We start from the raw sequence: 17,263 nt of genomic DNA, 5'->3' as shown, positions 1-17,263 counted from the left end.
ACCCTCCTTCTCCACATCAACCGCGTGTCGCGCACCTGCTCCGGGAGTACGGGCGCCCGGATGCTCCGGAGCACGTGATCGGGGGGCTGGGACGAGAGAACCGGATAGCTGTTCACTACCCGGTTCGTATGGTGATGACTCTAATACCGGATGACTGGACTTTGCGTGTGAGCGATACCAGATGTAACCGGGCCGCAATGCGGCGCATTCCGAACCTCGGTCGAGACTGGGGATCCGCCTCATGCCCGGTGGGCGAGCAACTCGGCGCCGAGTGTAAGGACGGCCCCGACGGATGCGGAGCGGATCGCCGCCCTGTCCCCGTCGAAGCGGTGTTCGCGGACGAGCTCATCTGCTCCGAGCACGGCGGCCACGAAGACCGTACCAACCGCCGCTCCTCCCTGCGGATCCGGGCCGGCCACGCCCGTGGTGGCCAGGCCCAGGGTGAGCCGCTCATTCGCAGCCAGACGCGACGCCGCTCCCCGGGCCATCTGTAGGGCGACTCCGGGATCGACCGGTCCGCGCGCCTCGAGAACACGGGCATCGACTCCGAGGAGGCGGTGCTTGAGCTCGGTGGCATAGCTCACCACTCCCCCGCGATAGACGGCGGAGGCTCCAGGGACCTCTACCAGCGCCGAGCTGAGCGCGCCGCCTGTGAGCGATTCCGCGACAGCGAGATCGACGCCCCGGCGGCGGAGCTCGGCGATCAGGTCCGCGGGCGTCACTTCTTCGGCCGCGGCGATCGGCTCTGACGGGCGGCATCGACGAGGTAGTCGATCCCGGTCACGACCGTGAGCACCACGGCGGCGGTCATCGTGATCCCGTTCAGCACATGCACCCACTCGCCCAGTACCGCCCACAGGGGGAGGAGAGCGAGGGAGATCGCAACCGACTGCACGATCGTTTTGAGCTTGCCACCGCGGGAGGCCGGGATCACCCGGTCCGAGAGTACGGCCATCCGGAATACGGTGATGCCGATCTCCCGGACGAGGATCACGATCGTGACCCACCACGCCAGCTCCCCGAGGAGGGAAAGTCCGACGAGCGCGGCCCCGGTGAGAACCTTGTCCGCGATCGGGTCGAGCAGCTTGCCGAGGTCGGTCACCAGACCGCGGCTGCGGGCGATGTGCCCGTCGATGCCGTCCGTCGCGATGGCGATGATGAACAGCAGCGCCGCGGCGATGCGGATCCCGCCGTCCTGCCCGCCGTCGGCCAGGAGCAGCCAGAAGAAGATCGGCGCCAGCAGGATCCGGATGATCGTGATCGCGTTGGGCAGGTTCCAGTTTCCGGACCGGGCCGAAGCCGGTGCCGTCGGAGTGCTCATCGTGCTCCACCGTTCGTTCTCCGGCGAGCGACCGCGGGTGTCACTCGCGTCCCGTCAGCGCCCAGGCGTCCTCGCCGGGCCCCTCGTCATCGTCGTGGTAGTCGGTCGCGACGGGGCCGGACGGCTCGGCCAGCGGGTCCGCGGAGGTACTGGGCCCGACCGGGGACGGCGAAGCGGTCCCCTCGCCCGGCTCCTCACCGCGCATCCGTGCGAGGACTCCCGCCAGCTGCTCTGCGGTGACCAGCACGTCGCGGGCCTTGGACCCCTCGGACGGGCCGACGACGTCGCGCGATTCGAGCAGGTCCATCAGACGTCCGGCTTTGGCGAAGCCGACGCGCAGCTTGCGCTGGAGCATCGAGGTCGAGCCGAACTGCGTGCTGACCACGAGTTCGGCCGCGGCCATCAGCAGCTCGAGGTCGTCGCCGATGTCGGAGTCGATCTCCTTGCGCTGCGCCTGAACCGTGATGTCCTGGCGGTACTCGGGCTGGGCCTGCCGCGTGACGTGCTCGACCACCTTGGCGACCTCGTCTTCGCGCACCCAGGCCCCCTGCACACGCAGGGGCTTGTTCGTGCCCATCGGGAGGAACAGACCATCTCCCTGCCCGATCAGCTTGTCGGCTCCGGGCTGGTCGAGGATCACGCGCGAGTCGGTCACGCTCGTCACCGCGAAGGCGAGGCGGCTGGGCACGTTGGCCTTGATCAGGCCGGTCACCACATCGACGCTGGGCCTCTGGGTGGCGAGGACGAGGTGGATGCCGGAGGCGCGCGCGAGCTGGGTGATACGCACGATCGAGTCCTCGACGTCACGAGGGGCGACCATCATCAGGTCGGCGAGCTCGTCGACCACGACGAGCAAATACGGGTACGGCTTGAGCACACGGTTGCTGCCGGCCGGGAGCTTGATCCCGTCGCCGCGGACCGCTGCATTGAAGTCGTCAATGTGACGGAAGCCGAACGACGCGAGATCGTCGTAGCGCATGTCCATCTCCTTCACGACCCACTGCAACGCCTCGGCTGCCTTCTTGGGGTTCGTGATGATCGGAGTGATCAGATGCGGTACGCCACCGTAGATCGTGAGCTCGACGCGCTTGGGGTCGATCAGGACCATGCGCACGTCCTGCGGTCGCGCGCGCATCAGCAGGCTCGTGATCATCGAATTGATGAAGCTGGACTTGCCGGAGCCGGTCGAGCCGGCGACCAGGAGGTGCGGCATCTTGGCGAGGTTCGCGACGACGTATCCGCCCTCCACGTCTTTTCCGACGCCGATGGTCATCGGGTGGGTGGAGGTCGTCGAGGCCGGCGAGCGCAACACATCACCGAGCGAGACAATCTCGCGGTCGGTGTTGGGGATCTCGACGCCGATCGCGCTCTTGCCCGGGATGGGGGACAGGATCCGGACCTCGTTGCTGGCGACCGCGTACGAGAGATTCTTGCTCAGCGCGGTGACGCGCTCCACCTTCACACCCGGGCCGAGCTCGATCTCATAGCGGGTCACGGTCGGGCCGCGGGAGAAGCCGGTGACGGTCGCGTCGACGCTGAACTGGCGCAGCACTTCGGTGATGGCTCGGACCATGTCGTCGTTGGCTGCCGAGCGCGCTTTCGACGGAGTCCCTGTCGAGAGGGTGGCCGCCGACGGCAGCCGGTAGGGGGCATCGTCCTCGAACGACGAGTCGAATCCGGCGGTCGGGTCCTCGTCGCTGAGCGGTGTGATCGGGCCGGTCTCGATGACGGGCGGGACGGGGACGACAGGCGCCACATCGAGTCGGTCGAGCCGCATGATCTCGGTCGCGTCGTCGTCGACCACTCCGGTCGCTCCGCGGCGTGAGCCGCTCTGCTCGAGGTGCGCAAGCGCCGCCTCGGCGGTCTCGGCCTCGGCCAGTACCTCGGTGGCGTAGGAGCGCGTGGGCGGATGCGCCTCGTCGTTGCGCTCCTCGAGCGCGGTATCGAAGCCCTTCCCCCGCCCCCGGGCGGGCACCGTGCCCTCGATGACCTCGGTGAAGGAGTCGATCGGAAGCTCGGTCTGCACGGTCGGCTCGTCCTCGCGACCGGACTCGGTGCGCCGCCACCAGGGCAGCTCCCCGCCGTCTTGCTGGAAGTTCTCCTCCTGCTCCGCCTCTGCCTTCGCCGCGGCCTTCGCGGCCGCCCGCTCGGCTTTCTGCCGCGCGCGCTCCTCGTCGTCGAGCACAGGGGCTCCGAAGAGGTAGCCGTAGAGCTCGCGCGAGCGCGCTCTGATCCGGTTCGGCGGGGTCTTGGTAATGATGAAGAGCGAGAGCAGGATCACGACCGACAGCAGCACGGTGGCACCCGGGACCGTCGCGATCGCCGCGAGGGGAGCACCCACGAGCCAGCCCAGGACTCCTCCCGCCGCCGCCATCGTCTCGATGCCCTGTCCAGGTTGAGGCAGGCCGAGGTGCGCGTGGCAGAGGCCTGCGGAGGCGACGAGCAGCGTGATGACGCCGACGCCGATCCGCCCGTTGTCGTCGACGGAACGGGGGTGGCGGAACAGCCAGAGGGAGAACAGCAGCAGGACGACGGGGAGGACGTACGCCACACGGCCGAAGAAGCCACCGAAGCTCCAGGCGTCGAGGACGAGGGCGACCGGGTCGGTCGCGAGGAACCACTCCACCACCGCGCCGGCGACCGCGAGCAGCAGCAGGAGGAAGGGAACACCGTCGCGGCGCTCCTCCTTCGCCAACCGCTCGGGACCGAGGGCACGGGCTGCGCCACCCGCCAGGTGGGCCAGTGCCATCCAGACCCGCACCGCAGGGTTCGTGCGGGGCGCGGACTCGAAAGCCACCGTCTTCGTCTCGGCGGCCGCCTTGCTCGAACCCCGGCCGGATCGCGGCGCGCCGGAGCGAGGAGTCGCGCTGCCGCGCCCGCGCGAGGTCGTCTTGGTACTGGTCGCCATGAGGCCACCGTACCCGGCACCCCCGTCAGCTCCGGTGACCCGCGCCGCGGGCACGCATCCGGGACGTGAATCGGTCCTGTGAGAGGAGCCTTAAGCCTCGATGACCAGCGGCACGATCATCGGACGGCGACGGTACGTCGTGTTGACCCAGCGGCCCACGACGGGGCGGAGCTGGCGACGATGACGCGGCGGGTCGCCTTCGCCATCACGCTCTCGATGACCGGGCCGATGTCCCGCTCGTTCGGCGTGAATCCGGGAACGTTGGCGTTGGTCGAATCAACCAGGAACAGGTTGACGCCCGGCTGGTTCTCTTCCGGGAAGAGCACGCCGCAGTCGACCACCAGGAGCTTGCCGTCGATCTTGAACACGGTCATGTTGCCCCCGATCTCGCCGAGGCAGCCGAGGGGGCCGAGGGGGCCGATCCGCAAGGTGCCCGGGGCGAGGGGTTCGGGAGTGATGAACTGGGCTTACGCCCTCCTCTTTCTCTGCGGGTGCCTTCTCGGGAGCCGCCGCTCGGGCTCAGCGGGTGGTGCCGGCAACCCTCGGGAGGGCACCGCCGGCTGCCGCGTTGCGATCGGGCCGGAAGTTGCAGAAATCGACGCCCGGAATGTCGCGGACCAGCCCGAGCTCGTCCTCGATGAGGGCCGCCTCCGACTCCTCAGGACCGACCAGCGGCAGCCGCACGCGCGGCGATGAGATGCGGCCGAGGCCGTGCAGGATGTACTTCGCGGCAACCGTGCCGGGGACGTGCGTCATCAGGGCGCGCACGAGCGGCTCGAGCTGCTGATGCGCGCGCGTCGCGGTATGCAGGTCGCCGGCGTTCACCGCGTCGACGATGGTGCGGTACGGCGCCGCGGCAATGTTCGCAGTGACGCCGATCAGCCCCGAGGCGCCGATGGCGAGCTCGGGAAGCACGTTCGCGTCGTCGCCGCAGAAGTACATCAGGTCGGTCTGATTAAGCACGCGGCTGACCTCGGAGAGATCCCCCTTCGCGTCCTTCACGGCGAGGATGTTCGGATGCTTCGCCGCGCGCAGGATCGTCTCGTAGCGGATGGGGACGCCAGTGCGGCCCGGGATGTCGTAGAGGATGACCGGCAGGTCGGCCGCATCGGCGATCATCCGGAAGTGGGTGAGCACACCGGCCTGCGTCGGCTTGTTGTAGTACGGAGTGACGATCATGTTGCCATCGGCGCCCGCCTTCTCGCTCTGACGGGCGAGCTGCATGGCGTGGGCGGTCTCGTTTGAGCCGCCGCCGGTGATGATCTTTGCGCGGCCGTCAGCGACCGAGCGACCGACCTCGACCAGGCGGAGCTTCTCCGGGTCGGTGAGGGTGCTGGTCTCGCCCGTGGTGCCGGTCACCACGATGCCGTCGGCACCCGCCGCGATGCAGTCGTCGATGTGCTTCTCGACGCCGGGCCAGTCGACCTCGCCGTCGGCGGTGAACGGGGTGACCAGGGCGACCAGGACCTGGCCGAAGGGATTCTCCGGAGTTGACACGGAGCCAGGGTAGCGGGGTCCGCGACGCGCTGCCGCGGACGGCGTGCTGGGCTGGACTCGTCGATGGGTGGGCGTGCGGTGGGGGATCCGCAGGAAACGGTCCGATTTGCAGGACACGGTCCGATTTGCAGGACACGGTCCGATTCGAAGGACATTCCAGCACTTCGGCCTGTTTTACCGCGTGCTTTGGCTCGAGTCGTCGGGATTCCCTGCACAGCGAACAGGCGTGACGGCGAGAGAGCTCTGAGGAGCAGCGGGCACGGCGAAATCGGAGAGGTCAAGCGCGGAGATGGTCGCCGCGCGAGAGCGCAGCGAAGATGTCGGCTTCGGCGGTATCCCAGTGGCGGAGGATAGCCGAGGTTCGGAAATGGTGGATGCGGTAGCCGCGGCGTCCGAGTTCGATGTCGCGGCGGTTGTCCTCATCGGCCTCGTGAAAGGCCGCTCCGTCGATCTCGAGGACGAGTGCCTCGCCGAGGAGGAAGTCGACGCGGCGAGCGCCGATCCAGACCTGCTGCCGGAAGCGAATACCGAGGCGGTGCAGACGGAAAGCGACCATCGATTCGAGACCACTCTCGGAGAGCCGACCCGCAGGAAGCAACAACCTACGGATCCTCGGAGGGAGCTTCGCCAGCAGCCGCTGCTTGGCTGAATTCCCGACGAGCCGGAGTCTCAGAGCGGACTCGAGGAGCACGAAGGCGAACTCAGCGCCCTGGCATCGGGCGGCGGTGACGATGCAGTCCTCGATGCTTTGCACCAGCGTGCAGGGTGACGGAGCCGTCTCCGACCAGTGCACGACGACGTCCGGTGCATGCGCGAGCCGCCGGTGGTACTCCTCGCGATCGCGAAGCCGTGATGCGCGATCCGGGACCGCGACGTGGAGGCCGCGGAAGTGCGGGACCCAGAGCCCGTGCACGGCAGCCGCGTCGGCGCAGGCGAGGACCCCTCCTACTCGAAAGGCCTGCTCGATGGAGGGGGCGAGACCGGGACGGGCGTACCAGCCCTTCCGAATGCGCACGAGGGAGCCTGCGGCGACAGCGCGGGTCAGCTCTCGCTGAGTCGTCCCCTCGCGCAGGAATTGCGCTGTTTTGGCGACGCCTCCGGCACGGAGGAGAGCTGAGGTCGAGGAGCGCATGCATCGAGAGTGATGGGGACCACGACCGCGCGGGCGGCGACGTCTTCGATCAGTGGATAGTGCCGGGAATCGGGTGCTGTGGAGGAGGAGCTGCGGTTCGGTGTGCAGGCGATGCGGGCTCAGCCCACCGCCTCAAACGGAAGAGAGCGCTCTCAATGAGAATTCTCCTGCAAACCGGAACAACTCCTGCAAACCGGAACAACTCCTGCAAACCGGAACAACTCCTGCAAACCGGAACAACTCCTGCAAACCGGAACAACTCCTGCAAACCGGAACAACTCCTGCAAACCGGACGGGGGCCTGCACAACGGACGGCGGCAGCAGAGCGGACCGAGGGTGCGTAAGTCGGGCGCGCTCGGGAGCGCGGGCGGCTAGGGGGCGACGCGGCCGTTCGCGGTGAAGGCGGCGGCGGTGAGAGGCATCAGCTCCTGGAAGTGCGCCTCCATCTGCTCGGCGGCCATCTCGATCTCGCGCTGCGGGAAGGAAGGGAACGTCGAGTCCTCGCGCTTGGTGCGCAGGGAGAGAAAGTTCATCAGTGAGCGGGCGTTGAGCGTGACGTACATCGAGGAGTAGATGTTCAGCGGGAGCACGATCCGGGCGACCTCGCGGGCGACGCCCTCGCCGAGCATCCGTCGGTACGACTCGTACGCCTGCGTGCTGACGCGGCGGGTCTCCTCGGCGACGAGTTCGGCCTGCTCCGGGGTGCCCGGCTCGAACGAGTAGGCGCCGGGCTTGCCGATCTGCACCAGGTTGCGCTCGGGGCCGGGCACGTAGAAGACCGAGCGGAGCTCGCGGTAGCGGCCGGACTCCTCGTTATACGAGGCGATGCGGTGCCGCATGAACTCGCGGAAGACGAAGATCGGCGCCTGAACGTAAAAGGTCATCGAGTTGTGCTCGAACGGTGAGCCGTGCCGGTCGCGCATCAGGTAGTTGATCAGGCCGCGGTCGCGCTTGTGCCGCAGCTCGGCGTCCGCTTCCTCACCGTCGAGGGCCTCGGCGAGCGTCTTCTCGCCCTGCGTCGAGACGCGGGCGGCGAAGAGGACGTCGGAGTCGTGGGCACTCGATCGGACGAGCTCGACGACGACATCGCTCCGGAAGACAGGAGCCCGATCATCGGGGCTGGAGGTGTTCAGTTCAGTCACGGCTTCGAACCTAGACCAGACCGGAAGCACACCCGGGCGTCACGGCGCGTCATGAGGTCCCTGCGAGCCTGGGCGCGACGTAGCCTTCCCGCATGGATTCCGTTGCGATCACCGCCGCCCTCGCGGGTCTGATCGTGATCGGCACGGCCCTCGGTCTCCTGCACCGCCGTCTCACCGGACACGTCGCACGCAGCACCGACCGCGATCCCGACGCGCTCGATCCCGACGCGCTGCTCCCCGGCGCCGTGCTCGGCGAGCACGCCACCGTCGTGCAGTTCTCAACCGAGATCTGTACGCGCTGCCCCGCGGTCCGGCGGATGCTGAACGAACTCGTCCAGCAGCGGCCCGGGCTGGCGTACCTCGACGTCGATCTGACGCACCGCGCCGACCTCGCCGCGCGCTTGCGCATCCGGCAGACGCCCACCCTCCTCCTCCTCGACTCCGCGGGCGTCCCGCGCTGCCGCATCGGCGGCGCACCGACCCGCGCCGCCCTGACCACCGAGCTCGACCGACTCCTGGAGACCCGATGAGCACCCGCCCGACGCCCACGACCGCCCCTCCCCCGCCCGGCACTGTCGACCCCCGCGGCCCGCGGGTCGCTGCCGCGGTGACCGCCGCGCTCCTCCTGACGGCCGTGGGCCTCGGTCTCGCAGCCCCGACCGGAGTCGACCTCGGCACCCGTCTCACGCAGCCCGGATTCCTTCTGCTCCTGGTGTTGGCCGTGCTCTTCGGCTGGTCCGCCGGGCGCGGCGTCGGCTCCGGTCCCTGGGCCGTGCTGTTCCGCCGGCTCCTCCGCCCGCATCTCGGCCCGCCGCAGGAGTGGGAGGACGCGCGGCCCCCGCGCTTCGCTCAGCTGATCGGCCTGGTCGTCACTGCGGCGGGTGTTTTGCTGCACCTGGCCGGGGTGCCGGGAGCCGTCCCCGGTGCCGCTGCCGTCGCCTTCCTCGCCGCGTTCCTGAACGCCGCGTTCGGCCTCTGCCTGGGCTGTGAGTTCTACCTGGTGCTGGCGCGAGCCGGCCTCGTCGGGCGATCGGCGGGCTACCGAGCGTGAGGCTCTAGGCTGGATCAACTACGCGGGCGGCCCGCGACCGGCCCGGGAGGCACCATGAGCGACTCATCCGCACGGCACTCCGACCACGACGGGTCAAACGGCACGGGTTCGCCGCGACGCGCGGCGCGCACTCCCCGCGAGCACGTCTCGACACCGTCCGAGCAGGTCTCGCCCCGGCAAGAGGCTTCGACGCCTCGACTCCGCGTCCTGATCTCGGGGGCCAGTGGGATGATCGGCTCCGAGCTGACCCGTCAACTGAGCGCCGAGGGGCACCAGATCCTTCGCCTGGTGCGCCATGCACCGACGAGCCCGGATCAGTTCCACTGGGCGCCCACCTCACACATGCTCGACTTCAGCGTCCTTGATCGAGTCGACGCCGTGATCAATCTTTCCGGCGCCTCGATCAGCCGCCTACCGTGGACCTCCTCGTACAAGCGCGAGATCCGCGACTCGCGGATCCAGTCGACGCAGACCCTCACTGACGCGATGCGGATGTCCTCGAGTCCGCCCGCAACGCTGATCAACGCGTCGGCTGTCGGCTATTACGGTGACCGGCCGGGCGAAGAGCTGACCGAGCAGTCCTCGCGCGGCACCGGCTTCCTCGCGGATGTGGTGGACCGCTGGGAGAAGGCCGCGCACCTCGCGCCCGAAGCGACCCGGGTCGTCACCGCCCGCACCGGGCTCGTTTTGGGGGACGGAGGCGCGCTCAAGCCGCTCCTGCCTCTCACGAAGCTCGGCCTTAGCGGGCCACTCGGCGGCGGCGGCCAGGCCTGGCCGTGGATCAGCCTCTATGACGAGGCCGCGGCGATCCGCCACCTGCTCACGTCCGAGCTCTCCGGCCCCGTGAACCTCGCCGGGCCGGTCCCCGCCACCGCGAACGATGTCATGCGCACCCTCGCCGAGCTGCTGCACCGTCCGTTCAAGCTGCCGGTGCCCGAGAAGGTCATCGAGCTCGCGCTGCGCGACGCCGGCCACGAACTCTTGCTGTCGAGCCAGCGCCTGGTCCCCCAGCGCTTGCTCGACGACGGCTTCGAGTTCCGGCACCGCACGGTCGGCGAGGCGCTGGAGTGGGTACTGGCCTGAGCCTCCCGCGCTCGGCGACGCCCGGTATCGGCGACGGCGATCCGGTGCAGCCCGGCCGACGTCGCCGTCGGGCCAGAGCGGCTCAGGCCGGAGCAGCTCAGGCCGGAGCAGCGTGCTCCACTGCAATCGCGCGGCGAATTGCTGCCCGCGCGCGCTTGCGGTCGCCGCTGGCATCGTAGGCGAGGCCGAGGCGGTACCAGGCGCGCCAGCTCTCTGGCTGCGCGTCCACCTCCTCCGCATACCGCGGGAACAGCGCGTCGGCCTCGTCCCGCAGCGGACGTCCGCTGGCGCGCGAGTCGAGGACCTCCTGCGGTAGCGCGTCTTCGCCTTCCAGCCGGCGAGCCAGCCTCTCGGCGCGAAGTCCGAACAGCAGCTCGCGGACCAGGCCCCACACGCCGACAGTGCCCAGGATCAGCAGGCCGACGCCCATGACGATCCCCGGCGCGGTTCCCGCGGCAAAGGCGACGACCGAGTACTGCAGGCAGACGACGAGGTAGAGGGCGAGCAGGACCGCCATCAGGACGACTCCGACGCGAGTCCTCACGGGGCGCTGGTCGCCGCCGCGGCCTGACCGGAGGGCGTCGGGTCGGTCACGGGCTGCTCGTCGAGGGGCCGCTCGGCCAGAGGGGCGGCGGCGAAGGCGGCGCGCAGATCAATCAGCGCGTCCAGGCCGACCACGACGCCGGTCGTCGTCCGGACCGCGTCAAGAGCACGGAGAACGCCCTGCTCGTAGGACGCCTGTGAGCTGGTGTCGTGCCGGATGGTGACCGTCTCGCCGATACCGCCGAAGACGACCTCCTGGCGCGCCTCGACTCCGGGCAGGCGAAGGCTGTGCACGGGCACACTCGCGACCTGCTGGCCGCGCGCCCGCTGGTCGGTGTGCGGCGCCTGCACCGGACCGAGTTCGGATCGCGCACGCAGCAGTAGCTCGGCCGTGCGCACCGCGGTACCGGAGGGCGAGTCGACCTTGCGCGCTCCGTGAGTCTCGACGATCTCGGCGGCGTCGAAGAAGCGCACGGCCACCGTGGCGAGGGCGGTCGCGAGTACTGAGCCGAGCGAGAAGTTGGGGATGATGACGACCCCCGCCGCGGGCTGCTCCGCAACGGTGCGCCGAAGCGCCGCAATGCGGTCGCCCGTCCAGCCGGAGGTGCCCACCAGCACCTTCTTGCCGTTCGCCACGGCGAGATCGACGATCTGCTGGCTGACCGCCGGCACGGTCATGTCGACGACGATGTCGGCCGCGAGCATGTCGGCGAGATCGCTCCGCGAGCCGATCCGCGCGACGAGCGTGAACTCGCTCGACGCGTCGATGAGGGAGCAGGTGAACGAGCCGAGTCGGCCGGAGGCGCCGACCACGGCGACGGAAGTAGTCACCGACTCAGCGTATCCCGCGGCCCGGTGCGGCTGCGCCGCGCCGCCGGGAGATTGCGCACCAGGGTCAGCATGGGCGCTCCCGAGAGCGGGTGCGGGACGGGAGTGCCGAGCGGCCGCCATCCGACCGAGGTATACAGGGCGAGAGCGGAGGCATTCTCGGTCAGCACATGCAGCACCACGGTCGGCGCTACTCGTGCCGCTCGCTCCTCGACAGCCGCGAGCAGCCGTCGACCGACTCCTGCACCCTGCGCCCGCGGGTCCACGGCCAAGAGGGCGAGGTGCGCTGCCTCGGGCGGATCCGCCTCGAAGCCGCTTCCGGCGGGGAGGAGAAGCGCGAAGCCGACGCACGCGATACCCCCTCCTCGGCGATGACGAGTGAGAGGCGCTTGACGCTCAGGGTCGCCCGGGCCCGCTCCACGGTGTCCTCCCGAGGAGGGCGCCCGTCGCGGGCAGTGAGCGCGGCGCACCACAGTTCGACACAGCGCTCCTCCTGCGCTGCGGTACCGGCTCTCAGCAGAACAGTCAGGGCGGAGGGCTCAGTAGGGCTGAGCTTCGGGCAGGCCGGTGCGTAGTTCGACGGGGAGGTGGGAGAGGTCGTTGTGCACGACGAGCACCGGAGGCTTCCGGGAGCGCACGCGGATGATCGTGAGGCCGCAGTTGGCCTGGTTCAGCCCGAGCCACCGCCAGTCAGGGGCGTCGAAGACATGGCGCACGAACCAGCCAATCACGAAGTTGTGGGTGATCAGGAGGTCGTGACGGTCTTCGCGGGACGGTGCCAGGAACTCCGCGACCGCATCCTGCATCTGCGCGTGCCCCGCCTCAATCTCAGCCGAGGTCACGCTGCCGAAGAAGGGCTCGAACGCCTTGGGCATGTCCGGGGTCGGACCGGAGGGAATGCAGTCGAACAGCAACGACGACGGTTGCAGCGGCAGGCTCGGGAGCAGCGTCTGGAAGCGCGCGGCCGTCTCCTCGGCCCGGCGCAGCGGCGAGTGCCACGCTCCGGTGAACGGGACTCCGCCGAGCCGCTCGGCGATCAGTCGCGCCTGGCGCTCGCCTCGCGCCGAGAGCGGGCCGTCCGGCATACCGTGCTCGGCGTCCTGCTGCTCGCCGTGACGGACGAGGTAGATGTAGTGGGACACGGGAGTCCTCCCTGGTACGGCGCGGCGGTGCGCGGTCGGCGGGCGTTCGACGATCGGATCAGATCGCGGAGGCGCTCGTGACCCCGGCGATTCCGGCGAAAGCCGACTCATCGACCGCACCGACCGCCGAGATCGAGGACGGCCCCCGGGCCAAGTCTGCCGCGAGGGCCTGGACGTCCTCCGCGCCGACGAGGGCGAGTCGGCGCAGGCTCTCGTCGAGGTCCACGAACTCGCCGAAGGTCAGCTCGGCACGGCCGAGGCGGGACATTCGCGTGTCGGAGTCCTCGAGCGCGAGAGCGGCCGCCCCCGAGAGCTGGCCGCAGGCGCGGGTCAGCTCGTCGTCGCTCACGCCGTGCTCGGCGAGGCGGTGGAACTCGGCGAGTAGGAGCTCGGCGACCGTCCCCGCCTTCGCGGGAGTACACGCGGCGTAGAGACCGAAGAGCCCGGCGTCGGAGTAGGAGGGCGCGAAGGAGTAGACGGAGTAGGCCAGGCCCCGCTTCTCGCGTACCTCCTGGAAGAGCCGCGAGGACATGCCTCCGCCGAGGATCGAGTTGAGGACGCCCATCGTCATCCTCCGCTCGTCGCCCGCGGCGAGGCCGGGGAAGCCGACGAGCAGATTCGCCTGCTCGGTGGGGCGGTGCACCACCGAGAGGGCGCTGCCGCGCGTGTAGGAGGCGCGTCCGCCGACGCGGCGCTCGACCGGCGTCGCCGCCGTGCCGAGGTCCCAGCCGTCGGCGACGAGCACGCGCTCGAGGAGGACGACGAGCGTCTCGTGGTCGACGGCGCCGGCGACGGTGATCACGACGTCGCGAGGGCGGTAGGCGGATCGGTAATGCGCCCACACCGCGTCGCGGGTGGCCTCCCCGATCGTCGCGGCGGTGCCGCCGATCGGACGGCCAAGGGGGTGGTCGCCGAAAACGGCCTCGAACAGCTTCTCCCCCGCCACATCGGCCGGATCGTCATCCGCCATCGCGAGCTCCTCGAGGATGACCCCGCGCTCGGTCTCGAACTCGTCCGGGTCGATCAGGCTGGAGGTCACCATGTCGGCGATCACCTCGACCGCCATCGGCAGGTCGCGGTCCTGGATCTTGGCGTAGTAGCAGGTGTACTCCTTGGCGGTGAGAGCGTTGTGCTCCCCGCCGACGGAGTCGAACGACACGGCGATGTCGAGGGCGGAGCGCTTCTGCGTGCCCTTGAACAGCAGGTGCTCGAGGAAGTGCGTCGAGCCGACGTTGGAGGGCACGGCCGGCTCCCCCGCGGTGGCGGGGCGCCCAGTCCGCTCGTCGCGTGAACCGGCGGCGACCCAGAAGCCGATCGTCGCGCTGCGAGCGCCCGGCACCGACTCGCTGAGGATCCGGACTCCGCTCGGAAGAACGGAGCGGCGGACCGTGGATCCGCCTGCGGCCCGGACCACGATCTCCGGCTGGTCGAGGGGCAGTGCGACTCCGTGATTCATCGTGCTTACCCTAGGCCACCCCGGCGACGGGCCGCCGCGGGCTGTCGCGCGGTGGCGGGTGGAAGCCCCGGGCCGTCGCAGACGGGCGCGGTCAGCGGCGCGCGCGCTCCAGCGCGGCCAGGTGGCCGGCGTCGAGGTCGAGCGAGACCGCGCGCACCAGTGCATCGACGTCGGCGGGTGAGCGTGGGGCGACGGTCGCCGCGGCCAGATGCGGGCGCCCGAGCAGCCAGGCGAGGGCGACGGCGGCGGGCGCGGCCGAAAGCTCGGAGCCGATCGCGTCGAGGACCGCGAGCACGCGGCGGCCCCGGCGGCCGACGTGGGCGGCGGCGAAGGCTCCGTCGGGGAGGCGGCTCAATTCGCGACGGGTCCGCTCGACTCCGCGCAGGAACCCGTGTGCGAGCGGCACGGTCGAGACCAGGGAGAGCCCCTGCCCCGCGGCGACCAGGCCGAGATCGCCCTCCGCTTCCTGCCGCTCGAGGAGGTTCCAGCGCACCTCCGCGCCGGCGAAGCGGGGTAGGCCGTGGGCGGCGAGTACGCGCGCTTCGAACAGCTCCTCCGGCGAGAATCCGGAGGCGATGACCGAGCGGATCAGCCCGCGCGCCACGAGAACCTCGACGGCGCTCAGCAGCTCGTCGAGGCGACCTGCGCCACCGGGGCGGACGGCGAGCACGTCAAGGCGGTCGGTGCGCAGGCGGCGCAGCGCGTCCTCTACCCGGCTGACGAGAGCGCGCGGAGTCGCGGATGCTCCGCTCGGGGCGCCGAAGCGGCCCACCAGGACGAAGTGATCGCGGTCGCGGTGCCCCGCGGGCCACCCGCCCGCGCCCTCCGCGAGGCTGGAGTCGGTGACGACGACGCCGTTGCCGCCCCACGCCCCGAAGCGCTCGAGTAGTGCCGCCCCGTCCTCGCGGCCGAGGGCGGCGGAGTCGAGCACGAAAGGGAAGAGGTCGTGGCCGGAGTCGCCTAGCGGGCGGCGGCGGGAGGGAGCGACAACGCTTGGCTCGACCAGCGCGTTCCCGGCGAGGGCACCGTCGGCGGCGCGAGCGAGGAGGGCAGGGGAGGGCACGGCGCGGAGGGTGGCAGCACCGTCGGGAACAGCGCTGTGGCGGGGCGCCTTCACGGCTGCGCCGGTCCTGTCCCTCGGCACGCCACCACTCTCCCTGGGGCGGCTTCGGGCCCGCCGCTGGAGAGAATATCCGAGCATCGGAGCGGCCACTCCTCCGGGTCCGGAACGGTTCACCGATCGTTACACGGCGCCACTGACGGGTGCGGATCGCGACTGCGGTCGGTGCGCCGACCGGGTCCGTGTCGGTCGTCCCGGCTAGATTCGCGACCATGAACTCCGATGACCAAGCCCCCTCCGTCATCACCTCGCCGACTCCCGGATCAGCCACACCGGACGCGTCGACGCCCTGGTGGACGAGCGCGGTCGTCTACCAGATCTACCCGCGCTCCTTCGCCGACTCGAACGGCGACGGCATCGGGGATCTGGGCGGCATCCGCTCCAAGCTCGACTACCTCGCCGACCTGGGTGTCGACGTGGTCTGGCTTTCGCCGATCTACCCGTCGCCGCAGCACGACAACGGCTACGACATTTCGGACTACGAGGACATCGACCCCCGCTTCGGAACGCTGGCGGAGTTCGACCTGCTGCTCGCGGAGGCGCACGAGCGCGGCATTCGGATCGTGATGGACCTCGTGGTCAACCACACCAGCGACGAGCACACCTGGTTCGTCGAGTCGCGCTCCTCGCAGGAGGACCCCAAGCGCGACTGGTACTGGTGGCGCCGCGGACGCCGCTGCGCCCAGGCCGGACGCGAGCTCGACGCGGCAGCCGCGGCCGGGCTGGATGTCGCCGAACCCAATGGCTGGCGCTCCTACTTCTCGGGGCCGGCGTGGACGCTCGATCCGGCGACGGACGAGTACTTCCTTCACCTCTTCGCGGTTCAGCAGCCCGACCTAAACTGGGAGAATCCGGAGGTGCGGCAGGCGGTGCACGCGATGATGAATCGCTGGCTCGATCGCGGAGTCGACGGCTTCCGGATGGACGTCATCAACCTGGTCTCGAAGAACGTCGATGCGATCGACGGCGAGCAGGGCGGCGCGGGCATCGTGGGAGGCGTCGGGCCGCGGCTCCACGAGTACCTCCGCGAGATGAACGAGGCCGTGTTCGCGCACCGCGAGGGCGCCTTCCTCACGGTCGGGGAGATGCCCGGGGTCACTCTCGAGGAGGCGGTGCTGGTCACGGATCCGCAGCGGCGCGAGCTCGACATGGTGTTCCAGTTCGAGCACGTCGGGATCGACCACGGCGTCGACAAATTCCACCCGGTGCCGCTGGATCTGGTTGCGTTGAAGGCCAATCTCGCGCGCTGGCAGGAGGGTCTGGCCGAGCGCGGCTGGAACAGCCTTTACCTCGGCAACCACGACCAGCCGCGCCTCGTCTCGCGCTTCGGTGACGACGGCGCCCACCGATACGAGTCCGCGACGCTCTGGGCGACCCTCCTGCACCTGCAGCGGGGCACGCCCTACATCTACCAGGGCGACGAGATCGGGATGACGAACGTGCCGTTCGCGGGGATCGAGAACTTTCGCGACGTCGAGTCGCTGAACTACTGGGCCGAGGCTGTCGACGAGCGCGGCGAGGACCCGGCGGCGGTGCTCGCCGGGCTGCGCGCGCAGAGCCGCGACAACGCCCGGACGCCGGTGCAGTGGGACGACGGTCCGCAGGCCGGCTTCACGACCGGGGAGCCGTGGATCGCCGTGAACCCGAACTCCGCCCAGGTGAACGTCGTGGCCGATCGGGCGGCCGAGCGGTCGGTGTTCGAGTACTACCGCGCCCTGATCGCCCTTCGGCATGCCAACGAGACCGTGCAGCTGGGCCGCTTCGCACTGCTGGAGGCCGAGCACCCGACCCTGTTCGCCTTCACCCGCACCGGACCTGACGAGCTCCTCGTCGTCGGGAACGTCTCGGGCGAACCGCTCGAGGTGCCGCTGCTCGGCGACTGGGCAGAAGCCGAGACGGTGCTCGGCAACGTCGCGGGTGCGACGGGGTCCACCCTCGGTCCGTGGGAGGCGCGCATCCTGCGCCGCTGAAGCGGCCGGCCGGTCGGACCATCCGGGCAGCCAGGGCGCGAGCCCGCGGAGCGGCACCCCCCTACCCGCG

General features: G+C 70.1%; 17 protein-coding genes. 4 read left to right on the top strand and 13 right to left on the bottom strand.

What is annotated here, in order from left to right; translation table 11 throughout:
• Positions 1-239: 239 nt before the first annotated feature.
• The 7 genes from C1O28_RS04200 to thyX form a co-directional block, all read right to left on the bottom strand.
• Positions 240-722: a CinA family protein gene (locus tag C1O28_RS04200; protein WP_097166454.1), complete on the bottom strand. Its 483-nt coding sequence runs from the start codon at positions 720-722 to the stop codon at positions 240-242.
• Positions 719-1,321, bottom strand: a complete 603-nt coding sequence (gene pgsA / locus C1O28_RS04195) for a CDP-diacylglycerol--glycerol-3-phosphate 3-phosphatidyltransferase (protein WP_097166455.1) — start codon at positions 1,319-1,321, stop codon at positions 719-721. Before pgsA ends, C1O28_RS04200 begins: the two co-directional genes overlap by 4 nt.
• 40 nt (positions 1,322-1,361) lie before the next feature.
• Entirely contained in the window at positions 1,362-4,229 is a 2,868-nt protein-coding gene (locus C1O28_RS04190; RefSeq protein WP_097166456.1) for an FtsK/SpoIIIE family DNA translocase, read from the bottom strand.
• A gap of 116 nt (positions 4,230-4,345) precedes the next feature.
• Positions 4,346-4,603 (bottom strand): hypothetical protein, encoded by a 258-nt coding sequence (locus C1O28_RS15580; RefSeq protein ID WP_237398277.1) that lies wholly within the window; start codon positions 4,601-4,603, stop codon positions 4,346-4,348.
• A gap of 145 nt (positions 4,604-4,748) precedes the next feature.
• Entirely contained in the window at positions 4,749-5,726 is a 978-nt protein-coding gene (gene dapA, locus C1O28_RS04180) for a 4-hydroxy-tetrahydrodipicolinate synthase (RefSeq protein WP_097166457.1), read from the bottom strand.
• A gap of 277 nt (positions 5,727-6,003) precedes the next feature.
• A complete protein-coding gene (locus tag C1O28_RS04175) occupies positions 6,004-6,858 on the bottom strand; it encodes a DUF559 domain-containing protein (protein ID WP_097166458.1) in 855 nt (284 codons plus the stop codon).
• A gap of 371 nt (positions 6,859-7,229) precedes the next feature.
• Positions 7,230-8,000 (bottom strand): FAD-dependent thymidylate synthase, encoded by a 771-nt coding sequence (thyX, locus tag C1O28_RS04170; protein WP_419866652.1) that lies wholly within the window; start codon positions 7,998-8,000, stop codon positions 7,230-7,232.
• A 92-nt stretch (positions 8,001-8,092) separates the two neighbouring features.
• On the opposite strand from thyX, the gene C1O28_RS04165 reads away from it, so the two are divergent.
• The 3 genes from C1O28_RS04165 to C1O28_RS04155 are packed head-to-tail and all read left to right on the top strand — an operon-like array spanning position 8,093 to position 10,134.
• Positions 8,093-8,530 (top strand): thioredoxin family protein, encoded by a 438-nt coding sequence (locus tag C1O28_RS04165; protein WP_097166459.1) that lies wholly within the window; start codon positions 8,093-8,095, stop codon positions 8,528-8,530.
• Positions 8,527-9,051, top strand: a complete 525-nt coding sequence (locus C1O28_RS04160) for a DUF4395 domain-containing protein (protein ID WP_097166460.1) — start codon at positions 8,527-8,529, stop codon at positions 9,049-9,051. Before C1O28_RS04165 ends, C1O28_RS04160 begins: the two co-directional genes overlap by 4 nt.
• Positions 9,052-9,105: 54 nt before the next feature.
• Positions 9,106-10,134, top strand: coding sequence for a TIGR01777 family oxidoreductase (locus tag C1O28_RS04155; RefSeq protein ID WP_097166461.1), 1,029 nt, complete (start codon positions 9,106-9,108; stop codon positions 10,132-10,134).
• A gap of 97 nt (positions 10,135-10,231) precedes the next feature.
• Here the strand turns inward: C1O28_RS04155 and C1O28_RS04150 are convergent, their stop codons facing one another.
• From C1O28_RS04150 to C1O28_RS04125, 6 genes are all read right to left on the bottom strand, one after another.
• Complete coding sequence (locus C1O28_RS04150) at positions 10,232-10,678, bottom strand: hypothetical protein (protein WP_097166462.1); 447 nt, start codon at positions 10,676-10,678, stop codon at positions 10,232-10,234.
• Positions 10,675-11,508 (bottom strand): 4-hydroxy-tetrahydrodipicolinate reductase, encoded by an 834-nt coding sequence (dapB, locus tag C1O28_RS04145; protein WP_097166463.1) that lies wholly within the window; start codon positions 11,506-11,508, stop codon positions 10,675-10,677. Before dapB ends, C1O28_RS04150 begins: the two co-directional genes overlap by 4 nt.
• Positions 11,505-11,975 (bottom strand): GNAT family N-acetyltransferase, encoded by a 471-nt coding sequence (locus C1O28_RS04140; RefSeq protein ID WP_243392070.1) that lies wholly within the window; start codon positions 11,973-11,975, stop codon positions 11,505-11,507. Before C1O28_RS04140 ends, dapB begins: the two co-directional genes overlap by 4 nt.
• A 69-nt stretch (positions 11,976-12,044) precedes the next feature.
• Positions 12,045-12,647 carry a histidine phosphatase family protein gene (locus C1O28_RS04135; RefSeq protein WP_097166465.1) on the bottom strand — a complete coding sequence of 201 codons (603 nt, stop codon included), beginning with the start codon at positions 12,645-12,647 and terminating at the stop codon, positions 12,045-12,047.
• Between the two features lie 58 nt (positions 12,648-12,705).
• Positions 12,706-14,103 carry a M16 family metallopeptidase gene (locus C1O28_RS04130; RefSeq protein WP_097166466.1) on the bottom strand — a complete coding sequence of 466 codons (1,398 nt, stop codon included), beginning with the start codon at positions 14,101-14,103 and terminating at the stop codon, positions 12,706-12,708.
• Between the two features lie 91 nt (positions 14,104-14,194).
• Positions 14,195-15,247 (bottom strand): aldo/keto reductase, encoded by a 1,053-nt coding sequence (locus tag C1O28_RS04125; RefSeq protein WP_160487525.1) that lies wholly within the window; start codon positions 15,245-15,247, stop codon positions 14,195-14,197.
• A gap of 188 nt (positions 15,248-15,435) precedes the next feature.
• Here C1O28_RS04125 and C1O28_RS04120 point away from each other — a divergent pair, with 188 nt between their 5' ends.
• On the top strand, positions 15,436-17,193 hold the full coding sequence (locus C1O28_RS04120) for a glycoside hydrolase family 13 protein (RefSeq protein WP_097166693.1): 1,758 nt from the start codon (positions 15,436-15,438) through the stop codon (positions 17,191-17,193).
• Positions 17,194-17,263 lie beyond the last annotated feature (70 nt).

Source organism: Rathayibacter rathayi (genome assembly GCF_004011095.1).
Taxonomy (GTDB): Bacteria; Actinomycetota; Actinomycetes; order Actinomycetales; family Microbacteriaceae; genus Rathayibacter; species Rathayibacter rathayi.
This window is presented reverse-complemented; position numbering and strand designations above follow the sequence as displayed.

Coding starts and splice junctions, on each gene's coding strand:
- C1O28_RS04190 (WP_097166456.1), bottom strand. CDS start 4,229: ATGGCGACCAGTACCAAGACGACCTCGCGCGGGCGCGGCAGCGCGACT.
- C1O28_RS04175 (WP_097166458.1), bottom strand. CDS start 6,858: ATGCGCTCCTCGACCTCAGCTCTCCTCCGTGCCGGAGGCGTCGCCAAA.
- C1O28_RS04165 (WP_097166459.1), top strand. CDS start 8,093: ATGGATTCCGTTGCGATCACCGCCGCCCTCGCGGGTCTGATCGTGATC.
- C1O28_RS04155 (WP_097166461.1), top strand. CDS start 9,106: ATGAGCGACTCATCCGCACGGCACTCCGACCACGACGGGTCAAACGGC.
- C1O28_RS04120 (WP_097166693.1), top strand. CDS start 15,436: ATGAACTCCGATGACCAAGCCCCCTCCGTCATCACCTCGCCGACTCCC.
- C1O28_RS04130 (WP_097166466.1), bottom strand. CDS start 14,103: ATGAATCACGGAGTCGCACTGCCCCTCGACCAGCCGGAGATCGTGGTC.
- C1O28_RS04160 (WP_097166460.1), top strand. CDS start 8,527: ATGAGCACCCGCCCGACGCCCACGACCGCCCCTCCCCCGCCCGGCACT.
- pgsA (WP_097166455.1), bottom strand. CDS start 1,321: ATGAGCACTCCGACGGCACCGGCTTCGGCCCGGTCCGGAAACTGGAAC.
- C1O28_RS15580 (WP_237398277.1), bottom strand. CDS start 4,603: ATGACCGTGTTCAAGATCGACGGCAAGCTCCTGGTGGTCGACTGCGGC.